The sequence below is a fragment of the Amycolatopsis sp. NBC_00355 genome (genome assembly GCF_036104975.1).
In the GTDB taxonomy this organism is placed as follows: domain Bacteria; phylum Actinomycetota; class Actinomycetes; order Mycobacteriales; family Pseudonocardiaceae; genus Amycolatopsis.
Map to the genome: position 1 here is coordinate 3,412,012 of NZ_CP107982.1, position 18,436 is coordinate 3,430,447.

Consider the following 18,436-nt stretch of genomic DNA (forward strand, 5'->3'; position numbering starts at 1 on the left):
CTCATCGGTATCATGCCGTTCGGAGTATCCGTGCTCACCCGTTTGCTGCTACCGTAACGCCTCCGTGACCTGAACGTGTGTTCGGTGACTTCGGTGAGGGCAGACGATGCGTGACGATGTGATCGAGGCGAGTGCCGTGGTCGGGCATCCGCCGGAGGTGGTGTGGCAGATCGTCGGATCGCCGGAGTGGTATCCCCGCTTCGTCCCGGAGATCAGCTGGAGCGAGGTGCAGGAGCAGGCCTCGCGGGGCCGGGGCCCCCGAGGCGTGATCCGGATCGCCCCCGACCGCCGGCCGATGCTGGAGGCGCAGGTCCAAGCCGTCGTCTACCGCCCGGGCGAGCACGTCGTGTGGTGCGGTGTCCCCGATGACGGCACCTGGGTCTCCCTGGAGCTGAGACCCCTGGCCGGCGGCAAGACCGAGCTCTTCGTGCGGATGATGCTGCAGCCGGAGCACCTGGAACTGGTGTCCTCGATCAAAAAGGACATCCGCGCCATCGCGAGGCGCCTCGACCTGCACCTGTCGGGCCAGGCCGACCCGGACGCCGGTTCCGGCGGCGTCAAGGCCACCAAGCTCCGCACCACCAGCATCCTGGTGCGCGCCGGTGTCCTCAGCCCCGGCCGCCCGGACAAGCTGGCGCGCCAGCTCAACTCCGTCGCGCAGTGGGGCGCGACCGTCGCGGGCGGCTACCAGGCCGCCGCGGCCCGCGCCGCCGACGACGTCGCGCTGCACGACGAGCGCAACGTCCGCACCTTCGCCCAGGTCCAGGAGCGCAGCGACCGGCTGACCAACGCGCTCAGCGAGCTCGGCGTCAACGAGCGCGACCGGATCGCGCTCATGTGCCGCAACCACTCCGCGATGGTCGAGGCGTTCGTCGCGGCCAGCAAGCTCGGCGCCGACGTCATCCTGCTGAACACCGGCCTCTCCGCGTCGTCGGTGAAGGACGTGCTCGCCGAGCACGCGCCGGCCGCCGTCCTGGCCGACGACGAGTTCGCCCAGACCATCGCGAACGTCCCCGGCGACTTCGCGCGCATCAGCACCTGGCCGGACGCCGAGACCGGCTACCCGACCGTCGACGAGCTGATCCAGTCCGCCCCCGCCGACCGGCCCAAGCCCGTGGAGCGGCCGGGCCGGCTGATCGTGCTCACCTCCGGCACCAGCGGCACACCGAAGGGCGCGCGCCGCCCGACCCCGAAGGGCATGGGCGCGGCCGCGTCGATCCTCGACCGCATCCCGCTGCGCGCGGGCGACCGGATCCTCGTGGCGGCGCCGCTGTTCCACAGCTGGGGCCTGGCCGCGATGCAGATCGGGATGGCGCTGCGGTCCCCGCTGGCCCTGGTCCGCAAGTTCGACGCCGAAGAGACCCTGCGGACGATCGCCGAGCAACAGTGCGACGCGCTGTTCGTCGTGCCGATCATGTTGCAGCGGATCATGGACCTGCCCGAACGGGTCCGCGCGCGGTACGACCTGTCGTCGCTGCGGATCGTCGCGAGCAGTGGCTCGGCGATGTCCGGGTCGTTCGTGACGTCGTTCATGGACACCTTCGGCGACGTCCTCTACAACTTCTACGGCTCGACCGAGGTGTCGTGGGCGAGCATCGCCGACCCCGGCGACCTGCGCGCCGCGCCGACCACCGCGGGCCGGTGCCCGCTCGGCACGGCCGTCGCGATCCTGGACGAGGACCGCAAGCCGGTGCCGCCCGGCGGCGAGGGCCAGATCTTCGTCGGCAACGACATGCTGTTCGACGGCTACACCTCGGGCACGGACCCGGCGCGGGCGGCGGACCTGATGGCCACCGGCGACGTCGGTTACCTCGACGCGGCGGGCCGGCTGTTCGTCACCGGCCGGGCCGACGAGATGATCGTCTCCGGCGGCGAGAACGTCTTCCCGCGCCCGGTCGAAGAAGCCCTGGTGGCGCTGCCCGGCGTGCACGACGCGGCGGTGGTCGGCGTGGCCGACGCGGAGTGGGGCCAGCGGCTGGCGGCCTACGTCGTCCCGCGGCGCGGCGCTTCCCTGCACGCGGAAGACATCCGGCAGTACATCCACCACCGCCTGGCCCGCTTCGCCGTGCCTCGCGACGTCTACTTCGTGCCGGACCTGCCGCGCAACGCGACAGGCAAGATCCTCAAGCGCCTGCTGCACGACGACACCTGGCCGGCCACCACGGACTACTGAGAAACCGGCTGCCGCAGCACGGTTTTGAGCTTCGCGGGCTCCGTGCGGCGAGGGTCGCCGAGGTAGATCTCGTGGTGCCGGCCGGTCGGCTCGAGCCCCTGCCCGGCCAGGTACTCGTCGTGCAGCCGGGCGAGCAGCGGGCCTTCGTCGTCGTAGGAACCGACGTGCAACGCCTGCGCGCAACGGCCCTCATCGAGGGTCTCGAACCGGACGTCGGCGTCGAGCTTCTTCTTGCGCCGCACGGTTTCGCGGGCTTCTTCGACGTCGTCCTCGCCGATCCATCCGGGCTGGCTGATGAGCATCGTCCACTGCCAGCTGTCCTTGGCGCGGACGGTGAACGCGGTCATGTCGTCGGCCCACCACAGGCCTTCCAGCGGGCCGACGACGAAGTCCTGCTCCGCGGCCCGCTTGAGCGTGTACGCCACGGCGTAGAGCGCCTCGACGGCCCGTTTGTAGCTCTCCGCGGTGTTCGGGTTGCCGCGACCGTCGATCGCGAGGAACCGCTGTGCGGGCACGTCGATCAGGGCCCAGTCGGTGTTTTTGGGCGCGTACAACGCTTTCAGGTCCTTCTTGACGTCGTAGGGCATCAGGGCGTCCCTTCAGGCAGCGCGGCCAGCCACGCGGCTTCGGCTTCCAGCCGGCTGATCGAGTAGTCGAAGATCGCCCGGACGAACGACGGCGCGGACGGCTGGGCGGCGGCCGCGCGCCGCACCTCGGCCAGCCGTGCGTCGACAGCTTCGGCGCGCCGGGCCAGCGCCGACGCGAGCCGCTCGGGCGGGACGACCGGGCTGTTCGCGAGCCCGGCCAGCACCGGCGGGTGCACCGGGCGCAGTTCGGCGATCGCCGCCTCGGCGGCCTGTGCGCACGCTTCCCGGCCGGCGTCGGTGGCCGTGAACGTCTTCTTGGCCTTGGCGTGCGCGCGATCGGCCGCGACCTCGGCGATCAGGCCACGGTCGCGCAGCTTGCCGAGGACGTAGTAGATCGAGCTGAAACCGAGCGCGGTCCAGTCGCGCATGCCGCGTTCCTCGACCACTTCGTCCAGCTCGTAGCCGTGCCGGGGCCGCTCGACGACGAGGCCGAGCACCGTCAGTTCCGCGTCGGTCAGCACCCGCCTATTCTAGTACTGGAATATAGCGCGGCGTCAACCGAAGAACTCCGCCAGTTCCGCCGCGACCTCGGCCGGAGCCTCTTCGGGCAGGTAGTGATCGGACGGCAGGGCCCGGCCGGTGACGTCTTCGGCGTACCCGCGCCAGACGTCGAGGACGTCGTAGTTGCGGCCGACAAAACTGCGTTCACCCCAGAGCGCCCGGACCGGGATCCCGAGGCGGCGGTCCGCGTCGGCCTCGTCGTGGTCCAGGTCGATCGTCGCGGCCGCGCGGTAGTCCGCGCAGGACGCGGCGATCGACGCCTCGCCGAAGCACCGCACGTACTCGGCCAGCGCGGCGGGGTCGAACGGCGTGCCGCCCGCGTGCCGCGACGTCATCCGGGCGCGGATCCAGAACTCCGGGTCGGCGCCGATCATCCGCTCCGGGATGCCGTGGCCCGCGGTGAGGAAGAACCAGTGCCAGTAGCCGGTCGCGAAGTCCCGGTCGGCGTGGGCGAAGGCGTGCCGCGTCGGCACGATGTCGAGCACGGCCAGGGCGCGCACGGCGTCCGGCCGGTCGAGGGCCATCCGGTGCGCGACGCGGCCGCCGCGGTCGTGCCCGGCGACGGCGAAGCGGTCGAAGCCGAGTTCGGCCATCACGGCCACCTGGTCGGCGGCCATGGCGCGCTTCGCGTACTCGGCGTCTCCTTCGGTGGGCACGGGTTTGCCGCTGTCGCCGTAGCCGCGCAGGTCGGTCGCCACGACCGTGAAGCGCTCCGCGAGCAGCGGCGCGACGGCGTGCCAGATCACGTGCGTCTGCGGATAGCCGTGCAGCAGCAGGATCGGCGGGCCCTCGCCGCCGACCGCGCAGCGGATCGGGACGCCGGGATCGACCGTGCGGTACCGGAACGGCAGCGGGACGCTCATCGGGCTCCTTCCAGCTCGTCGAGCACCGCGCGGGTGAAGCTCCCCGTCGTCGCGGTGCCGCCCAGGTCGGGCGTGCGCAGCCGAGTCTTCGCGAGCACCGCGGCGAGCGCACGTTCGACGTCGGCGGCGGCTTCGGCGTGGCCGAGGTGCTCCAGCAGCAAGGCGGCGGTCCAGATCGCGCCGATCGGGTTCGCGATCCCGCGCCCGGCGATGTCCGGCGCGGAGCCGTGCACCGGCTCGAACATCGACGGGAAGTCGCGCTCGGGGTTGAGGTTGGCGGCCGGGGCGAGACCGATCCCGCCCGCGACGGCGGCCGCGAGGTCGCTGAGGATGTCACCGAAGAGGTTGGACGCGACGACGACGTCGTAGCGGCCCGGGTCGAGCACGAACTTCGCGGCGAGGACGTCGATGTGCTCGGACTCGACGTCGACCTCGGGCCGGGCGGCCGCGCGTTCGGCGACGATCTCGTCCCAGAACGGCATGGTGTGCACGATGCCGTTGGACTTCGTCGCCGACGTCAGCTTCCCGCGGCGGCGCCGGGCGAGGTCGAGGGCGTAGTCGACGACGCGCGTGACGCCGGCGCGGGTGAAGACCGCCTCCTGCACGGCGAGCTCGTCGGGCAGGCCGCGGTTGAGGCGGCCGCCGATCTCGCTGTACTCCCCCTCGACGTTCTCCCGGACCACGACGAAGTCGACGTCACGCGCGTCGCGGACCGGGCTGTCGAGGCCGTCGAACACCCGGATCGGGCGGAGGTTGACGTACTGCCGGAAACCGCGGCGCAGCGGGATGAGCAGGCCCCACAGGGAAACGTGGTCGGGCACGCCGGGCGCGCCGACGGCGCCGAGGAACAGCGCGTCGTGGTGGCGGACGCGGTCGAGGCCGTCGGCGGGCATCATCGCGCCCTCGGCGAGGTAGCGCTCGCAGGACCAGTCGAACTCGTCGTAGCGGAAGGCGACGCCGTGCCGCGCGCCGGCGGCGTCGAGCACGGCGCAGGCCGCCGGGGTCACTTCGCGGCCGATGCCGTCGCCGGGGATGAGGGCGATGCGGTGGGAGGTCATGCCCTCGATGTCAGCAGGCGGCGACGGCCGGCGTCCAAGACCGGATCACGGCCCGGTTGATAGGCCTTGCCTATCGACCGTGGCCACGAACGCGGCCGCGGTCGGCATCAGGGCCGCCCGGCCGACCAGCGCGACGTGCAGGTGGGCGGGCGGATCCAGGGCGAACACGCGCGCGCCGGCCCGCTCCGCCAGCGACGTCCACGAGTCGGCCAGCACGGCCATCCCGACGCCGCCCAGTACCAGCGGCAGGATGGCTTCGCGGTGCTCGGTCTCCACCACCGGCACGATGTCGACGCCGCTCGCGCGGAGGTCGTCGACGAGCCGCCGCATGCCGGTGCCCGGCTGGCCGACGATGAGCCGCTGCCCGTGGAGCAGCTCGCGCGGCACCGGCTCGCCGTCCGGGAACGGCGCGTCCGGGCCGGTGACCAGCACGAACCGCTGCCGGCCGCACGGGACGACGTCGAGCCCGGGCGCTTTCAAGGGCTCGGGACCGGCGGCGAGGCCGAGTTCGGTGACACCGCCGCGGACCATGCCGAGGACGTCGTCCGGGGTGAACGCCGAGCGCACGACCACCCGCAACCCGGGGTGGCGTTCCGTGAACCGGCGGATCATGCCGCTGAGCGGCTCGACCGCCTGCGACGGCATCGCGGCGATCTCGACCCGGCCCGCTTCGAGCCCGCCGACCGAGTCGACGGCGGCCCGCGCGGCGTCGAGCCCGCGAACGATCTGCCGGGCGGGTTCGACGAGCGCGTGCCCGGCCTGGGTCAGCACGAGCCGCCGGCCGACCCGGTCGAACAGGCTGGTGCCGAGGTCGCGTTCGAGGACCCGGACGGCTTGGGAGAGCGAGGGTTGCGCGACGTGGAGCGCTTGGGCGGCCCGGCTCATCCCGCCGTGGTCGACCACGGCGAGGAAGTACTCGAGCTGCCGCGCGTCCACACTCACCTCCGGGGCGGTTCAGCATAGATCGCGACGCCGCCGAACCCGGACTGACCTGCGCTCACGGAAATTGTCGGTGGGTACTGGCATGCTTCGTCGGGTAAGCCACCCGGGCCTCCCGCCCGGGGGAAACCGACCGGACGGCAAAGGAAACCAGTGGGGGGACAGGTGGTGACGGCGGTGCCGTGGACCGCGGAACGCGTGGCCGGGCTCGCGCCGGATCCCGCTTCGGAGAAGGCCGGGCGGGCGCTCGCGACACCGGCGAAGTGGTCCGGCGCGGGCGTGAACGAGGACGCGGTCTGGGGCTTCTGCCAAGGCAGCGGCAAGAAGCCGTACCAGACGTGTGTCGAACTGGCCGAGCCCGCGTTCCGGTGTTCCTGCCCCAGCCGCAAGTTCCCGTGCAAACACGCGGTCGGGCTGCTGCTGATGTGGGCCGCCGGTCAGGTGGCCGCGGAAGCACCGCCGGAGTGGGTGCACACGTGGCTCGCCGAGCGGGCGGACCGGGCACGGAAGGCAGCGGAACGCGCGGAAGCCGCGGGCCCGAAGGACGAAGAGGCCGCGGCGAAGCGGGCCGAGGGGCGGGCGGCGCGCGTCGAAGGCGGTGTCGCCGAACTGAAGGTGTGGCTGACCGACCGGGTCGGCGCGGGGTTCGCGGGCTTCGACCGCAACGGTTCGGAGGAGCTGCGCACGGTCGCCGCCCGGATGGTCGACGCACAGGCGTCGGGCCTGGCGGGCGGCCTGCGGCGGGCGGCCGGGATCGTCGGCCGCCGCGACTGGCCGGACGCACTGCTGGCCGAGCTGTCCCTGTTGTTCCTGCTCGCGGACGCGGCGGGCCGGCTGGGTGAACTGCCGCCGGAGCTGGCGGAAACCGTGCGGACGCGGCTCGGGTTCTCGGTCGAGACCGCCCGGGTCCTGGAGAGCGGCGAGCGCGTCTCGGACGACTGGCTGATCACCGGCGCGGCCGACGAGGAGAACGACCGGCTGTTGACCCGGCGCACGTGGCTGCGCGGCCGGGTCACGGGGCGCGACGCACTGGTGCTGTCGTTCGCGCCGCCGGGCCGCCCGCTCGACGCGTCGTTGCCACCCGGGCACCTGCTGACGGCGGAGCTGGCCTTCTACCCGGGTGCCGCGCCGCTGCGCGCGCTGGTGGCGGAGCGGGGAATCCCGCTGCCGGCCCCGTCGGCCGTGGGCGGCTCGATCGAGAACGCGCTGGCGGCGTACGCCCGGGCGATGGCGGCGGACCCGTGGCTGGAACGCTGGCCGGTCCTGCTGTCGGAAGTGACCCCGGCCGAACACGCCGACGGCTGGTGTCTGTCCGAAAAGGACGGAACAGCACTGCCGTTGGTGCCGTACGCGTTCCCGTGGTCGCTGCTGGCGCTCTCGGCCGGCGGCCCGCTGACGGTGGCGGCGGAATGGAGCCAAGCGGGCCTGCGCCCGCTGACGTGCTGGCACGAAAACCGGGCGGTGCGGCTATGACTCCCACCAGCCCCATGCCGTCCCCCCAGACACCCGAGTCAACCGCCCAAACACACGAACCGACCCTCTGGGTACGCAAGCCGACCCCCTGGGTACGCGAACCGACCCTCCAGGCACGCGAGCCGACCCCCTGGGTACGCGAACCGACCCTCCAAACACGCGAACCGACCCCCTGGGTACGCGAACCGACCCTCCAAACACGCGAACCGACCCCCTGGGTACACGAGCCGACCCTCCAATCACGCGTGTCGACTCCTCCATCACGCGTGTCGACCCTTCGATCACACGTGTCGTCCCTCCAGACACGCGTGTCGGCTCCCCGATCACGCGAGTCGACCCGATACGCACCCGCGCCGGGACCTCTCGCCGGTCCGCCGAAACCCCGTCCTCAGACCAAGGAGGTGCGCTCGTGAAAGCCTGGGAAGACCTCGTCGGCACCGCGCTCCTCGGCACCCGCCGGCGCCCGCTCGACCTGAGCACCCAGCCGCCCGCGGTCCAGGACCTCGCCACCGAACGCGACGAGCCCGCGGAGCAGCTGCTGGCCGCCGCCGCGGTGCTGACCACCTACCGGCGGGCCGGACGGCGGGCGCTCGGGGACGTCAAACCGCTGCCCGCCGCCGCGCCCGACGAGCGGCCGTTCGTGCCCGCTCTCGCGCGGGAACGGCTCTCCCGGCTGCTGGCCGCGAGCCACCCCGACCTGCTCCAGGAGTGGCTCGGCATCCTGGCCGGCACGGACTACCGTGTCCCGCCGGAGTTCCTGCCGCTGCTGGCCGAAGCGGCGCGCACCAAGGCCGCGCTGCGCGGCCCGCTCGTCGCGGTCGCCGGGCCCGTCGGCGCGTGGCTCGGGCAGCGCAATCCCGACTGGGGTTTCCTCGCCGCGCCCGCCGAGGAATCCGGGGACGTCTGGCAGTACGGCAGCCTCGCCCAGCGCCGCCGCTGGCTGACCGCCCGGCTGACCGACGATCCGGACGCGGCCCGCGAAGCGCTGACGACGTCGTGGAAGAGCGAACCCGCCGACGTCCGCGCCGACTTCCTCGGGGTGCTCGCCGGGCACGTCCGGGACGCGGACGAAGACTTCCTCGAAGCCGCCCTCACCGACCGCGCGGCCGCCGTCCGGGAGAAGGCCGCGGATCTGCTCGGCCGGTTGCCGAACACCCGCCACGGGCACCGGATGGCCGAACGGCTGCGGCCGCTCGTCCGCCGCCGGGGCAGGATCCTCGAGATCTCCTTGCCCCGGACCGAACGCGGCAAGGACGAGGGCACCGTCCGGCTGCGCACGCTGGTCGCGGCCGCGCCGCTGGCGTTCTGGACGGAGTTCGGGCCGCCGGCCGAGGTGGTGCGGATGACCGTCGAGGGCTGCCCGCCCGGCGTGCTGCGCGACGCCTGGGCGTCCGCGGCACTGCGCCAGCGCGACGAGACCTGGGCGCAGGCCCTGATCGGCGCCGACCCCGGCGGGCGCACCACCCCGCCGCTGCTCGGCGTGCTGAGCCCGGCCAGCCAGGCCGGCACCATCGCGCACCTGGTCGGGCGGCTGCCCACCGAGTCGTTCGCCCGGCTGGTGCACGAGCTGCCCCGGCCGTGGACCGCCGAGCTCGGCACCGCGCTGCTCGACTGGATCGCCCGCCAGGACGACCACCGCCTGGTCTCGCACGCCGCCGTCGTGATCGCCCGCGCGGTCCCGCCCGGCTGCCTGCGCCACCCGCTGGCCACCACCCGCCTGACCATGGACGCCGGGCCGTGGCGCCGGGCGCTCACCGAAACGTTGAACTTCCGCCGCGAAATGTACGAGGAGCTCGCATGACCGCCCCCGCCACCGTCCTCCGGCCGCACGCCGAACAGGACCACGCCGCCGAACTGGCCGCCCTGGCCGCCGCCGACGAGCGGGCCAAGCCGCCGAACTGGCTGCTGTCCCCCTGGGCCGTCGTCGAGTACCTGCTCGGCGGCACCCTGCCCGACGGCACCGTGATCACGCCCAAGTACGTCGGCCCGCGACGGCTGATCGAGGTCGCCGTCGCCACCCTGGCCACCGACCGCGCGCTGCTGCTGCTCGGCGTGCCGGGCACCGCGAAGACGTGGGTGTCCGAGCACCTGACCGCCGCGATCAGCGGCGACTCGACGCTGCTGGTGCAGGGCACCGCGGGCACGTCCGAGGAGTCGATCCGGTACGGCTGGAACTACGCCCGGCTGATCGCCGAAGGGCCGAGCGCCGCCGCGCTCGTCGAAAGCCCGGTGGTGCGCGCGATGCGGGACGGCAAGCTGGCGCGGCTCGAGGAGCTGACGCGCATCCCGGCCGACGTCCAGGACACGCTGATCACCATCCTGTCCGAGAAGACGCTCCCGATCCCGGAGCTGGGTGACGAGGTGCAGGCGCGGCCCGGCTTCAACATGATCGCGACGGCGAACAACCGCGACAAGGGCGTCAACGAGCTGTCCAGCGCGCTGCGGCGGCGGTTCAACACCGTCGTGCTGCCGCTGCCGGACAGCGCGGAGGCGGAGATCGAGATCGTCAGCCGCCGGGTCAAGGAGCTCGGCACGTCGCTGCAACTGCCCGCCGAAGCCGCCGAGCTGGCCGAGATCCGCCGGGTGGTCACGGTGTTCCGCGAGCTGCGCTCGGGCCGCACCGAAGACGGCCGCACGGCGGTGAAGTCGCCGTCCGGCACGCTGTCCACCGCCGAGGCGATCAGCGTGCTCACCGGCGGCCTGGCCCTGGCGGCCCACTTCGGCGACGGCGTGCTGCGCCCGCACGACGTCGCGGCCGGCATCCACGGCGCGGTGGTCAAGGACCCGGTGGCCGACCGCGCGATCTGGCTGGAGTACCTGGAGACGGTCGTCCGCGAGCGCGACGGCTGGGCCGACTTCTACCGGGCCGGCCAGGAGATCTCGTGAACCGAGCCACCCAGGGAGCGGGGGTACGCGCTTGACCACCACCCACCTGCTCGGCATCCGCCACCACGGCCCGGGTTCGGCCCGGGCCGTGGCGGCGCGGCTGGCGGAGCTCGAACCGGACGTCGTCCTGATCGAGGGCCCGCCGGAAGCCGACGCGCTCGTCGAACTGACCGAAGACCCGGCGATGGTACCCCCGGTCGCGCTGCTGGCGTACGCGACCGACGACGTCTCGCGCGCCGCGTTCTGGCCGTTCGCGGTCTTCAGCCCCGAGTGGCAAGCGCTTGCGTACGCCCGGGAAGCCGGTGTCCCGGTGCGGTTCTGCGACCTGCCGGCCGCGAACACGTTCGCCGCCGGACCGGACGACCTCGGCGCGCCCCACGGCGATCCGCTGGCCGGGCTGGCGGCCGCGGGTGGCTACGACGATCCCGAACGCTGGTGGGACGACGTCGTCGAGTCGCGCCGGGACGACGCGTCGCCGTTCGAGGTGATCGCCGAGGCGATGACCGCGCTGCGCGAAGACGAAGAGCCGCCGCAGGGCAACGAGGCGCGCCGCGAGGCCCACATGCGCACGGTGCTGCGCCGCACGCGCAAGGAAGGTTTCGAGAACATCGCCGTCGTCTGCGGGGCGTGGCACGTGCCCGCGCTGGCCGACCCGCTGCCGCCCGCGTCACACGACGCGGCCGTCCTCAAAGGACTCCCGAAGCGGAAGGTCGCGTGCACCTGGGTGCCGTGGACGCACGGGCGCCTCGCCACGGCCAGCGGTTACGGCGCGGGCGTCCGGTCACCGGGCTGGTACCACCACCTCTTCACCACGGCCGAGGACGTGACGACGCGCTGGCTGACCGGTGTCGCGGCGGTGCTGCGCGAAGAGGATCTGCCGGTCTCGACCGCGCACGTCATCGAGGCGGTCCGGCTGGCCGAGGCACTGGCCGCGCTGCGCGGCCGGTCGTCGGCGGGGCTGGCGGAGGTCACCGAAGCCACCCGGTCGGTGCTGTGCGGCGGGGACGACGTGCAGGTCGCGCTGGTCACCCGGCGGCTCGTCGTCGGCGAACGGCTCGGCGAGGTGCCCGACCGCGTCCCGCAGCCGCCTCTGGCCGCGGACCTGACCGCGACCGCGAAGCGCCTGCGGCTCAAGAAGGACCCGGTTGTCAAGGAGCTCGACCTCGACCTGCGGACCCCGGGTGGGCTGGACCGCTCGCGGCTGCTGCACCGGCTGCGTGTGCTCGGCATCGAGTGGGGCAGCCGGGAGGCGTCGGCGCGGCGGAACCGCGGCACGTTCCGGGAGACCTGGGCGCTGTGCTGGGAGCCGTCGTTCGAGGTCGACCTGGTCGCGGCGGCCGTGCACGGCACCACCGTGCCCTCGGCGGCCTCCTCCGCCGTCCGGGACACGGTCGAGGGCACCCCGCCGCTCGACGAAGTCACCACCGCCGTCGAGAACTGCCTGCTAGCCGACCTGCCGGAGGCACTGCCCGACGCGCTCGCGGCGCTCGACGCGCGCGCCGCGGCCGACTCGGACGTCGCGCGGCTGATGTCCGCGCTGCCGGCCCTGGCCCGGGCGACCCGCTACGGCGACGTCCGCGGCACCGACACCGCCGCGTTGCGGGCCGTCGCCCTCCGCATGCTGGACCGGGTCTGCGCCGGGCTGCCGCCGGCGACCCACGGGATCGACGACGACGCCGCGGCCCGGTTCTGCAAGCTGATCGACGGCGTCCACGACTCCACCGCGTTGCTGGGCGACGAGGCGAAGGACCGCTGGCTGGCCGCGCTGGCCCGGCTGGCCGAACGGCCGGCGCTGCCGCCGCTGCTGTCCGGGCGGTTGTCCCGGATCCTGCACGACGCCGGGCTGCTCGACGCGCTCGACATCGAGCTGCGGCTCGGCCGGGCGCTCACGCCGGGCGTCACGCCGTCGGCGGGGGCGGCCTACGTCGAGGGCTTCTTCGACGGCGGGGCCCTGCTGCTGGTGCACGACGAGGGTCTGCTGCGGGTGATCGACGCCTGGCTCGCGGCGATCCCCGCCGACGTCTTCACGGAGGTGCTTCCGTTGCTGCGGCGCACGTTCGGCGCGTTCAGCAGTCCCGAGAAACGGGCGATCGGGCAGCGGGCGGCCGGGCTCACCGGCGCCGCGAGGGTCGTCGTGCCGACGGCCGACGAACTGGACGAGGAACGGGCCGAGCGGGTGCTGCCCGTCATGGCGACGCTGCTGGGGGTAGGGGCATGAGCGTGGACGCGGACCGGTTGCGCCGGTGGCGGCTGGTGCTGGGCGGCGAAGGCGCCGAGGGCTCGGGCCTGGCCGACGCCCAGCTGTCCGAAGAGGACAGTGGGGTCGACAAGGCGCTGGCGGCCCTCTACGACAAGCCGGACGAGGACGCCACCGGCGGGCCGCGGAGCGCGAACCTCGGCGCGTCGGCGCCGCGGGTCGCGCGCTGGCTCGGCGACGTCCGGCGGTACTTCCCCAGCACCGTCGTGCAGGTGATGCAGCGCGACGCCGTCGACCGGCTCGGGCTGACCCGGATGCTGCTGGAGAAGGAGCTGCTCTCGGCGGTCGAGCCGGACGTCCACCTGGTCGGCACCCTGCTCTCGCTCAACAGCGTGCTGCCCGAGGAGACCAAGGAGACCGCGCGCGAGGTCGTCCGCAAGGTCGTCGAGGAGCTGGAGCAGCGGCTCGCGGAGCGCACCCGCGCGGCGATCAAGGGCGCGCTCGACAAGGCGTCGCGCACGCACCGGCCGCGTCCGGGCGACATCAACTGGGCGCGCACGATCCACGCGAACCTCAAGCACTACTCCCCCGAGCTGCGCACGATCGTGCCGGAGAAGCTGATCGGCTTCGGCCGGCGGCAGCAGGCGGTGCAGCGTGACGTCATCCTGGCCGTCGACCAGTCGGGCTCAATGGCGGAGTCGGTGGTCTACTCGGGGCTGTTCGGCGCGGTCCTGGCGTCGATGCGGGCGTTGAAGACGTCGTTCGTCGCGTTCGACACCGAGGTCGCCGACCTCACCGAGCACCTCGCCGACCCGGTCGACGTGCTGTTCGGCACCCAGCTGGGCGGCGGCACCGACATCAACCGCGCGATCGCCTACTGCCAGGGGCTGGTCGGGCGCCCCGAGCAGACGCTGCTGGTGCTGATCAGCGACCTCTACGAGGGCGGCGACGAGGACGAACTGCTGCAGCGCGTCGCCGAGCTGGTCGGCTCGGGGGTCCAAGTGGTGACGCTGCTGGCCCTGTCCGACTCGGGCGCGCCGTCGTACGACCACGAGAACGCGGCAGCCCTGGCCGAGCTGGGGATCCCGGCGTTCGCGTGCACCCCGGACCAGTTCCCCGAACTGATGGCGGCGGCAGTCCGGGGCGACGACCTGCAGGCCTGGGCGGCCCGCGAGAACAGCTGAGTTGCGGGATTAAACCCACCCCGGCCGCTGTTGAAGCCACCGTGGGACGCATTCGGGGCCCGCACCGCCGACCAGGAAGGGACGGCTCACCATGAAGGTCCGCAGTTCGCTTCGTTCGCTCGCCCGCCAGCCGGGCGCCCAGGTGATCCGCCGCGGGACGCGCGTGTTCGTCATCAACAAGGACAACCCGCGCTCCAAGGGCCGCCAGGGCTGACCCCGGGGCAGCACAACGCGTTGACCGGGCCCCGGAACCGCACGGTTCCGGGCCCGGCCCGTTTCCCGCCCGGTCACGGTTGGGCCGCTTTCGGGGCGATGCAGTACCAAACCCCCGTCGGTGTCAAGAACGCCCGCGCGGTCGCCGAAGCGCTGCAGCACTCCGACCCGTCGGCAGTGCTCGGCTAGACCGACCTCAGCGGGACGCCGACACCGGGGAACCCGCGCGGCCGAAGCGCATCACGCCGTCGTCGAGGCGGTTGAAGCGCATGTCCGCGAGGTCCAGCAGGTAGTTCTGGCGCATCATCCAGGGCCGTCGCCCGCCCTGCTTCGGCAGGCCGGCGGCGGCCCTTTTGACGTACCCGGACGCGAGGTCGACGATCGGGCGCGGCCGGCCCGCGCTCGAAGCATCCGCCGCGTCCGGGGTGCACGAGACGAACCCGCGGCGGTCCAGGTGCTCCAGCAGGCGGCAGACGTACTGGGACGTCAGGTCCGCGCGCGGCGTCCACGAGTTGTTCGTGTACCCCACGCACCACGCCAGGTTGGGGATGCCGCCGAACATCATGCCCTTGTAGGCCCGCTGCTCGCCCGGCTCGATCTCGCGGCCGTCGACGCTCAGCGTGATCCCGCCGAACGCCACCAGCCGCAGCCCGGTCGCCGTCACGATGACGTCCGCGGGCAGCGTCCGGCCCGACGCAAGCTCGATCCCGGAGGCGGTGAACCGCGCGATCCGGTCCGTCACGATGTCGGCCTTGCCCGAACGCAGCGCCTGGAACAGGTCCGCGTCCGGCACCAGGCACAGCCGCTGGTCCCACGGCGCGTAGTCCGGCACGAAGTGCGGGTCGACCGGGATCGACGCGGGCAGCTGCGCCGCCACCCGGTCGCGCAATGTCCGCGACGCCCAGTCCGGCAGCCGCCGCATCAGCTGGAAGAAGAACGTGCCCATCACGACGTTCTTGCCGCGCACCACGCGGTGCGCGAGGTTTTCCGGCAGCAGCGCGCGGATCCGGTCGGCGAGCGCGTCCCGTCCCGGGCGCGCCACGATGTACGACGGCGAGCGCTGCACCATCGTCACCCGGGCCGCGCGCGGCGCCATCGCCGGGACGAGCGTCACCGCCGTCGCGCCGCTGCCGATCACCACGACCTGCTTGCCGTCGTAGTCCAGCTCGGCGGGCCAGTGTTGCGGGTGCACGATCGCGCCCGCGAACTCCTCACGTCCCGGGAAATCGACGACGTGACCGCCCGCGTAGTCGTAGTAACCGCTGCACAAGTACAGGAACCGGCAGGTGAACGTGGCGCCGTGCGCGGTCGACACGGTCCACAGGGCTTCGGCGGAAGACCACGAAGCGCCCACCACCCGGTGGCCGAACCGGATGTGCCGCTCGACGCCGTAGGCGGCCGCGGTCTCGCGGACGTAGGCGAGGATCGACGGGCCGTCGGCGATCGCCTTCGCGTCCTTCCACGGCCGGAACGGGTAACCGAGGGTGAACATGTCCGAATCGGAGCGGATGCCCGGATACCGGAACAGGTCCCAGGTTCCGCCGATCGTGTCACGCGCTTCGAGCACGGCGTAACTCTTGCCCGGCAAACGTTCCTGGAGGCGGCAGGCCGCGCCGACACCGGACAGGCCGGCGCCCACGATCAGGACGTCCACGTGCTCCGCGCTGGTCATGAATTCCAGCGTAACCGAGGTGCGGACCACGCTGGGCCGGGTCGAGGCACCGACCCAGCGTGGAGGCCTGCATCAGCTTTCGGGGGTCCGGGTGGCGGAGCCCCCGGCCGGGGCGAAGCCCCGCATGTCACGGCAGCGGCACGACCTTCGTCGCGCCGAAGCTGCCCTTCAACGGCACCACCACGGACTTGCCGCGCACCGTCACCGTGACACTGTCCTGCGTCTGCGTCGGGTCCGACACCGCGAGCTGCCGACCCCAGCCGCACCGCCCGATCGCCACCGACGCCGGCCCGGACACCCGGACATCGCCGACCGAGCCGGCCGCGAAGAAGTTCGCCAGCAGGGTCTCGCCGACCTGGACCGCCTGGACCGTCGCGGTGTTGGCCCGCACCTGCCATGCCGAAAACACCCCGACCGCGGCGACCGTGCCGAGCACCGACGCGCCCGGAAGCACCGCGTACGCGTACGTCGCGTTCACGGGCTTGGTCCCGTGCTCCAGCACCAGTTTCTGGTACCGGCGCGTGTTCGGCGCCGTCGTGCCCTTGGTGTTGGCACCGGTGTCGATGTCGCGCCACGCGCCCGTGCGGTCCTCGCGCAACGCCGTCACCGAAGCGTCGTCGAGCAGCACGTACCCGCCGACGTTCTCCAGGTGCAGCCACTTCGGCCGCCTCAGTGCGGAGACCTTCCCGAGGTCGGTCGCGACGCGCCGGAAGTCCGCGGTCAACGCGCCCTTACCGCCTTCGCCGAGGTTGCGGTTCTCGATCGTCGTGCGCACCGCGGCCGCCGACGTGCTGGTGATCCCCGCGCCCAGGCAGACGATCCCGGCGGGCGTGAAGAACCACGATTTCCTGCCGGTCAGGGAACCGTCCCAGGACTTGAAGTCGAACGCGAAGGCGCCGTGCTTGTCGTCCCAGCGGACGCCGCCGGTGTGCGGGTTCGGGCCGACCGGGACGTTGCCGAACTTCGGGTCCGGCGGGCCGTCGTTCTCGGTCGTGCCCGGCAGCAGCAGCGGGTCGACGGTCGGCCAGTACGCGTCGGTGTAGTGCCCCTTCGCGTTCGGCACGAACGTGTAGAGCACGCCGTCGCCGACGTGGTAGCCCTTGAGGTTCTGGCCGTTGATGGACTCGTAGCGGGAGATCCGCGTCGAGCTGACGCCCAGGGACGCCGTCCAGTCCCCGGTGACGTGCACCATGCGGTCCTGCTGGCCGAAGATCCGGTGCGCGGCCGTCGTCCGCGCCGGGCGGGCGCGTGCCGCCAGCATGTCCTGCGCGAACTCGATGCCCGGCGTGGCCACGAGGTCCGGGCCGGGCGCGAACCGCTCGGGGTCCGGGATCTTGAGGAACGGCGCGTACGTGCCCTCGGTGATCCACTTCGCCGCGAGGGCGTTGAGGTCGGTCTTGGTCTTGCCCGAAGCCGTCCGGGCCAGCACCAGCGTCGCGACCGTCAGCTGGTGGCCGATGTCGTGCCCGGTCTCGCCCTGGCGCGACAGCATCCGCCCGCGCACCGGCTCCACCAGCGCGCCGGCGTAGACGAACGGCGCGAACGCGTCCGCGACCAGCGCGTAGATCTTGTCCTTCAGCGGCTGCGGGAGCGCGAACTCGGTGCCCTGCGTGACGTGGATGGCTCCGGCCAGCGCGGTGAGCAGCACGATGCCGTAGTGCCCGGGGTACGGGATGGTGTCGTGCTGGATGAACGAGCCGTCGACGTGGAAGCCGTCACCTGCCGCGCGGTCCAGCCGTGCGACGACGCTCGCCGCGCCCCCGCCCGCGACGTCGGTGAGCGCGTCGATGCCGGTCTTGATCCAGGCCGGGTCGCCGATCAGCGCGCCGGCGACGATCGAGATCAGGCCTTTGTCCGCGCGGTTCGCGCCGGTCTCGACGAGCGCCGTGTTGTTCGCGCGGACGTTCGGGTTGCCGACGAACCGCTTGATCGGGCTGACGTACCGGGCGAGCTCGTCGGCGGTCAGCTGGTCGGCGACCACCGAAAGCGTGTGCAGAACGTAGTACGGGACGCCGATTTCGTAGGTGTACCAGTTGCCGATCTCGCCGACATCCGGGTTGTACTGGCTGGCGTAGATCAGCTCCAGCGCCGCCTTGATCCGGGTCAGCACCGCCGGATCCCCGGCCAGCGCGCCGCCGGGGGTGCCCCAGTCGACGGCGATGGCGCGCAGCCGCGCGTACATCGACGTCGTGTAGTCGCTGCCGGGGCCGAGCGGCAGGTCCGTCCACAGTGGAGCACCACCGCCCGCCACGGACAGGCTGTCGTGGTACGCCTTGGCGACACGGCTCAGGTTGGCCAGCGCCGCGGTGCGTTCGGGTGACGGCCGGTTGATGCCGCTCTGCAGCTGCCGGTAGGCCGCGACGATCGGCGCGGTCGCGGCGGGAACGCCACTCGCCGCGGCCACCGGGGTGGCGGCCGAGGCGAACGCCGGGCGGGTGAGGAACACGGTGGAAGCGGCCGCCAGGGCGCCGCCGCGCAGGGCGTTTCTCCGGTTCACGGGCATGACAATGCCTCCCAGGATCAAGACATCCTTGGCTTGCGGGAAAGGGGAACGGGAATGCGGTGCTGCGGCGGCGTTCGGGGTCGTGAGTGGTTAGGGCGGTTCTAACCGCCCTAACCACTCACGACGG

The 18,436-nt window shown here is 72.8% G+C and carries 14 protein-coding genes; 7 read left to right on the plus strand and 7 right to left on the minus strand.

Annotated elements, in window-relative coordinates:
• Nucleotides 1–106 precede the first annotated feature (106 nt).
• Nucleotides 107–2,173 (plus strand): AMP-binding protein, encoded by a 2,067-nt coding sequence (locus OHS18_RS14590; protein ID WP_328452456.1) that lies wholly within the window; start codon nucleotides 107–109, stop codon nucleotides 2,171–2,173.
• On the opposite strand, the gene OHS18_RS14595 is transcribed toward OHS18_RS14590, so the two are convergent.
• The 5 genes from OHS18_RS14595 to OHS18_RS14615 are packed head-to-tail and all read right to left on the minus strand — an operon-like array spanning nucleotide 2,167 to nucleotide 6,178.
• Complete coding sequence (locus OHS18_RS14595) at nucleotides 2,167–2,760, minus strand: GyrI-like domain-containing protein (RefSeq protein WP_328617419.1); 594 nt, start codon at nucleotides 2,758–2,760, stop codon at nucleotides 2,167–2,169. The genes OHS18_RS14590 and OHS18_RS14595 overlap by 7 nt on opposite strands.
• On the minus strand, nucleotides 2,760–3,281 hold the full coding sequence (locus OHS18_RS14600) for a PadR family transcriptional regulator (RefSeq protein WP_328617420.1): 522 nt from the start codon (nucleotides 3,279–3,281) through the stop codon (nucleotides 2,760–2,762). Before OHS18_RS14600 ends, OHS18_RS14595 begins: the two co-directional genes overlap by 1 nt.
• A gap of 33 nt (nucleotides 3,282–3,314) precedes the next feature.
• Nucleotides 3,315–4,184, minus strand: a complete 870-nt coding sequence (locus OHS18_RS14605; protein WP_328617421.1) for an alpha/beta fold hydrolase — start codon at nucleotides 4,182–4,184, stop codon at nucleotides 3,315–3,317.
• Complete coding sequence (locus tag OHS18_RS14610) at nucleotides 4,181–5,242, minus strand: tartrate dehydrogenase (RefSeq protein WP_328617422.1); 1,062 nt, start codon at nucleotides 5,240–5,242, stop codon at nucleotides 4,181–4,183. Before OHS18_RS14610 ends, OHS18_RS14605 begins: the two co-directional genes overlap by 4 nt.
• 45 nt (nucleotides 5,243–5,287) lie before the next feature.
• A complete protein-coding gene (locus OHS18_RS14615; protein ID WP_328617423.1) occupies nucleotides 5,288–6,178 on the minus strand; it encodes a LysR family transcriptional regulator in 891 nt (296 codons plus the stop codon).
• 156 nt (nucleotides 6,179–6,334) lie between these two features.
• Between OHS18_RS14615 and OHS18_RS14620 the strand changes: the two genes are divergently transcribed.
• The 6 genes from OHS18_RS14620 (at nucleotide 6,335) to OHS18_RS14645 (ending at nucleotide 14,135) form a co-directional block, all read left to right on the plus strand.
• On the plus strand, nucleotides 6,335–7,654 hold the full coding sequence (locus OHS18_RS14620) for an SWIM zinc finger family protein (protein ID WP_328617424.1): 1,320 nt from the start codon (nucleotides 6,335–6,337) through the stop codon (nucleotides 7,652–7,654).
• Nucleotides 7,655–8,063: 409 nt separating this feature from the next.
• Nucleotides 8,064–9,455 (plus strand): DUF5691 domain-containing protein, encoded by a 1,392-nt coding sequence (locus OHS18_RS14625; RefSeq protein WP_328617425.1) that lies wholly within the window; start codon nucleotides 8,064–8,066, stop codon nucleotides 9,453–9,455.
• Nucleotides 9,452–10,540, plus strand: coding sequence for an ATP-binding protein (locus OHS18_RS14630; RefSeq protein WP_328452442.1), 1,089 nt, complete (start codon nucleotides 9,452–9,454; stop codon nucleotides 10,538–10,540). The genes OHS18_RS14625 and OHS18_RS14630 overlap by 4 nt, the downstream gene beginning before the upstream one ends.
• 31 nt (nucleotides 10,541–10,571) lie before the next feature.
• Nucleotides 10,572–12,758 (plus strand): DUF5682 family protein, encoded by a 2,187-nt coding sequence (locus OHS18_RS14635; protein WP_328617426.1) that lies wholly within the window; start codon nucleotides 10,572–10,574, stop codon nucleotides 12,756–12,758.
• Nucleotides 12,755–13,921 carry a VWA domain-containing protein gene (locus OHS18_RS14640; RefSeq protein ID WP_328452438.1) on the plus strand — a complete coding sequence of 389 codons (1,167 nt, stop codon included), beginning with the start codon at nucleotides 12,755–12,757 and terminating at the stop codon, nucleotides 13,919–13,921. The genes OHS18_RS14635 and OHS18_RS14640 overlap by 4 nt, the downstream gene beginning before the upstream one ends.
• A gap of 91 nt (nucleotides 13,922–14,012) precedes the next feature.
• Nucleotides 14,013–14,135, plus strand: a complete 123-nt coding sequence (locus OHS18_RS14645) for a ribosomal protein bL36 (RefSeq protein ID WP_323325885.1) — start codon at nucleotides 14,013–14,015, stop codon at nucleotides 14,133–14,135.
• Nucleotides 14,136–14,330: 195 nt separating this feature from the next.
• Here the strand turns inward: OHS18_RS14645 and OHS18_RS14650 are convergent, their stop codons facing one another.
• The gene (locus OHS18_RS14650) at nucleotides 14,331–15,806 is read right to left on the minus strand and encodes a flavin-containing monooxygenase (RefSeq protein WP_328617427.1); all 1,476 of its coding nucleotides are present in this window, start codon (nucleotides 15,804–15,806) and stop codon (nucleotides 14,331–14,333) included.
• Between the two features lie 127 nt (nucleotides 15,807–15,933).
• Complete coding sequence (locus OHS18_RS14655; protein ID WP_328617428.1) at nucleotides 15,934–18,309, minus strand: polysaccharide lyase 8 family protein; 2,376 nt, start codon at nucleotides 18,307–18,309, stop codon at nucleotides 15,934–15,936.
• Between the last annotated feature and the right edge of the window lie 127 nt (nucleotides 18,310–18,436).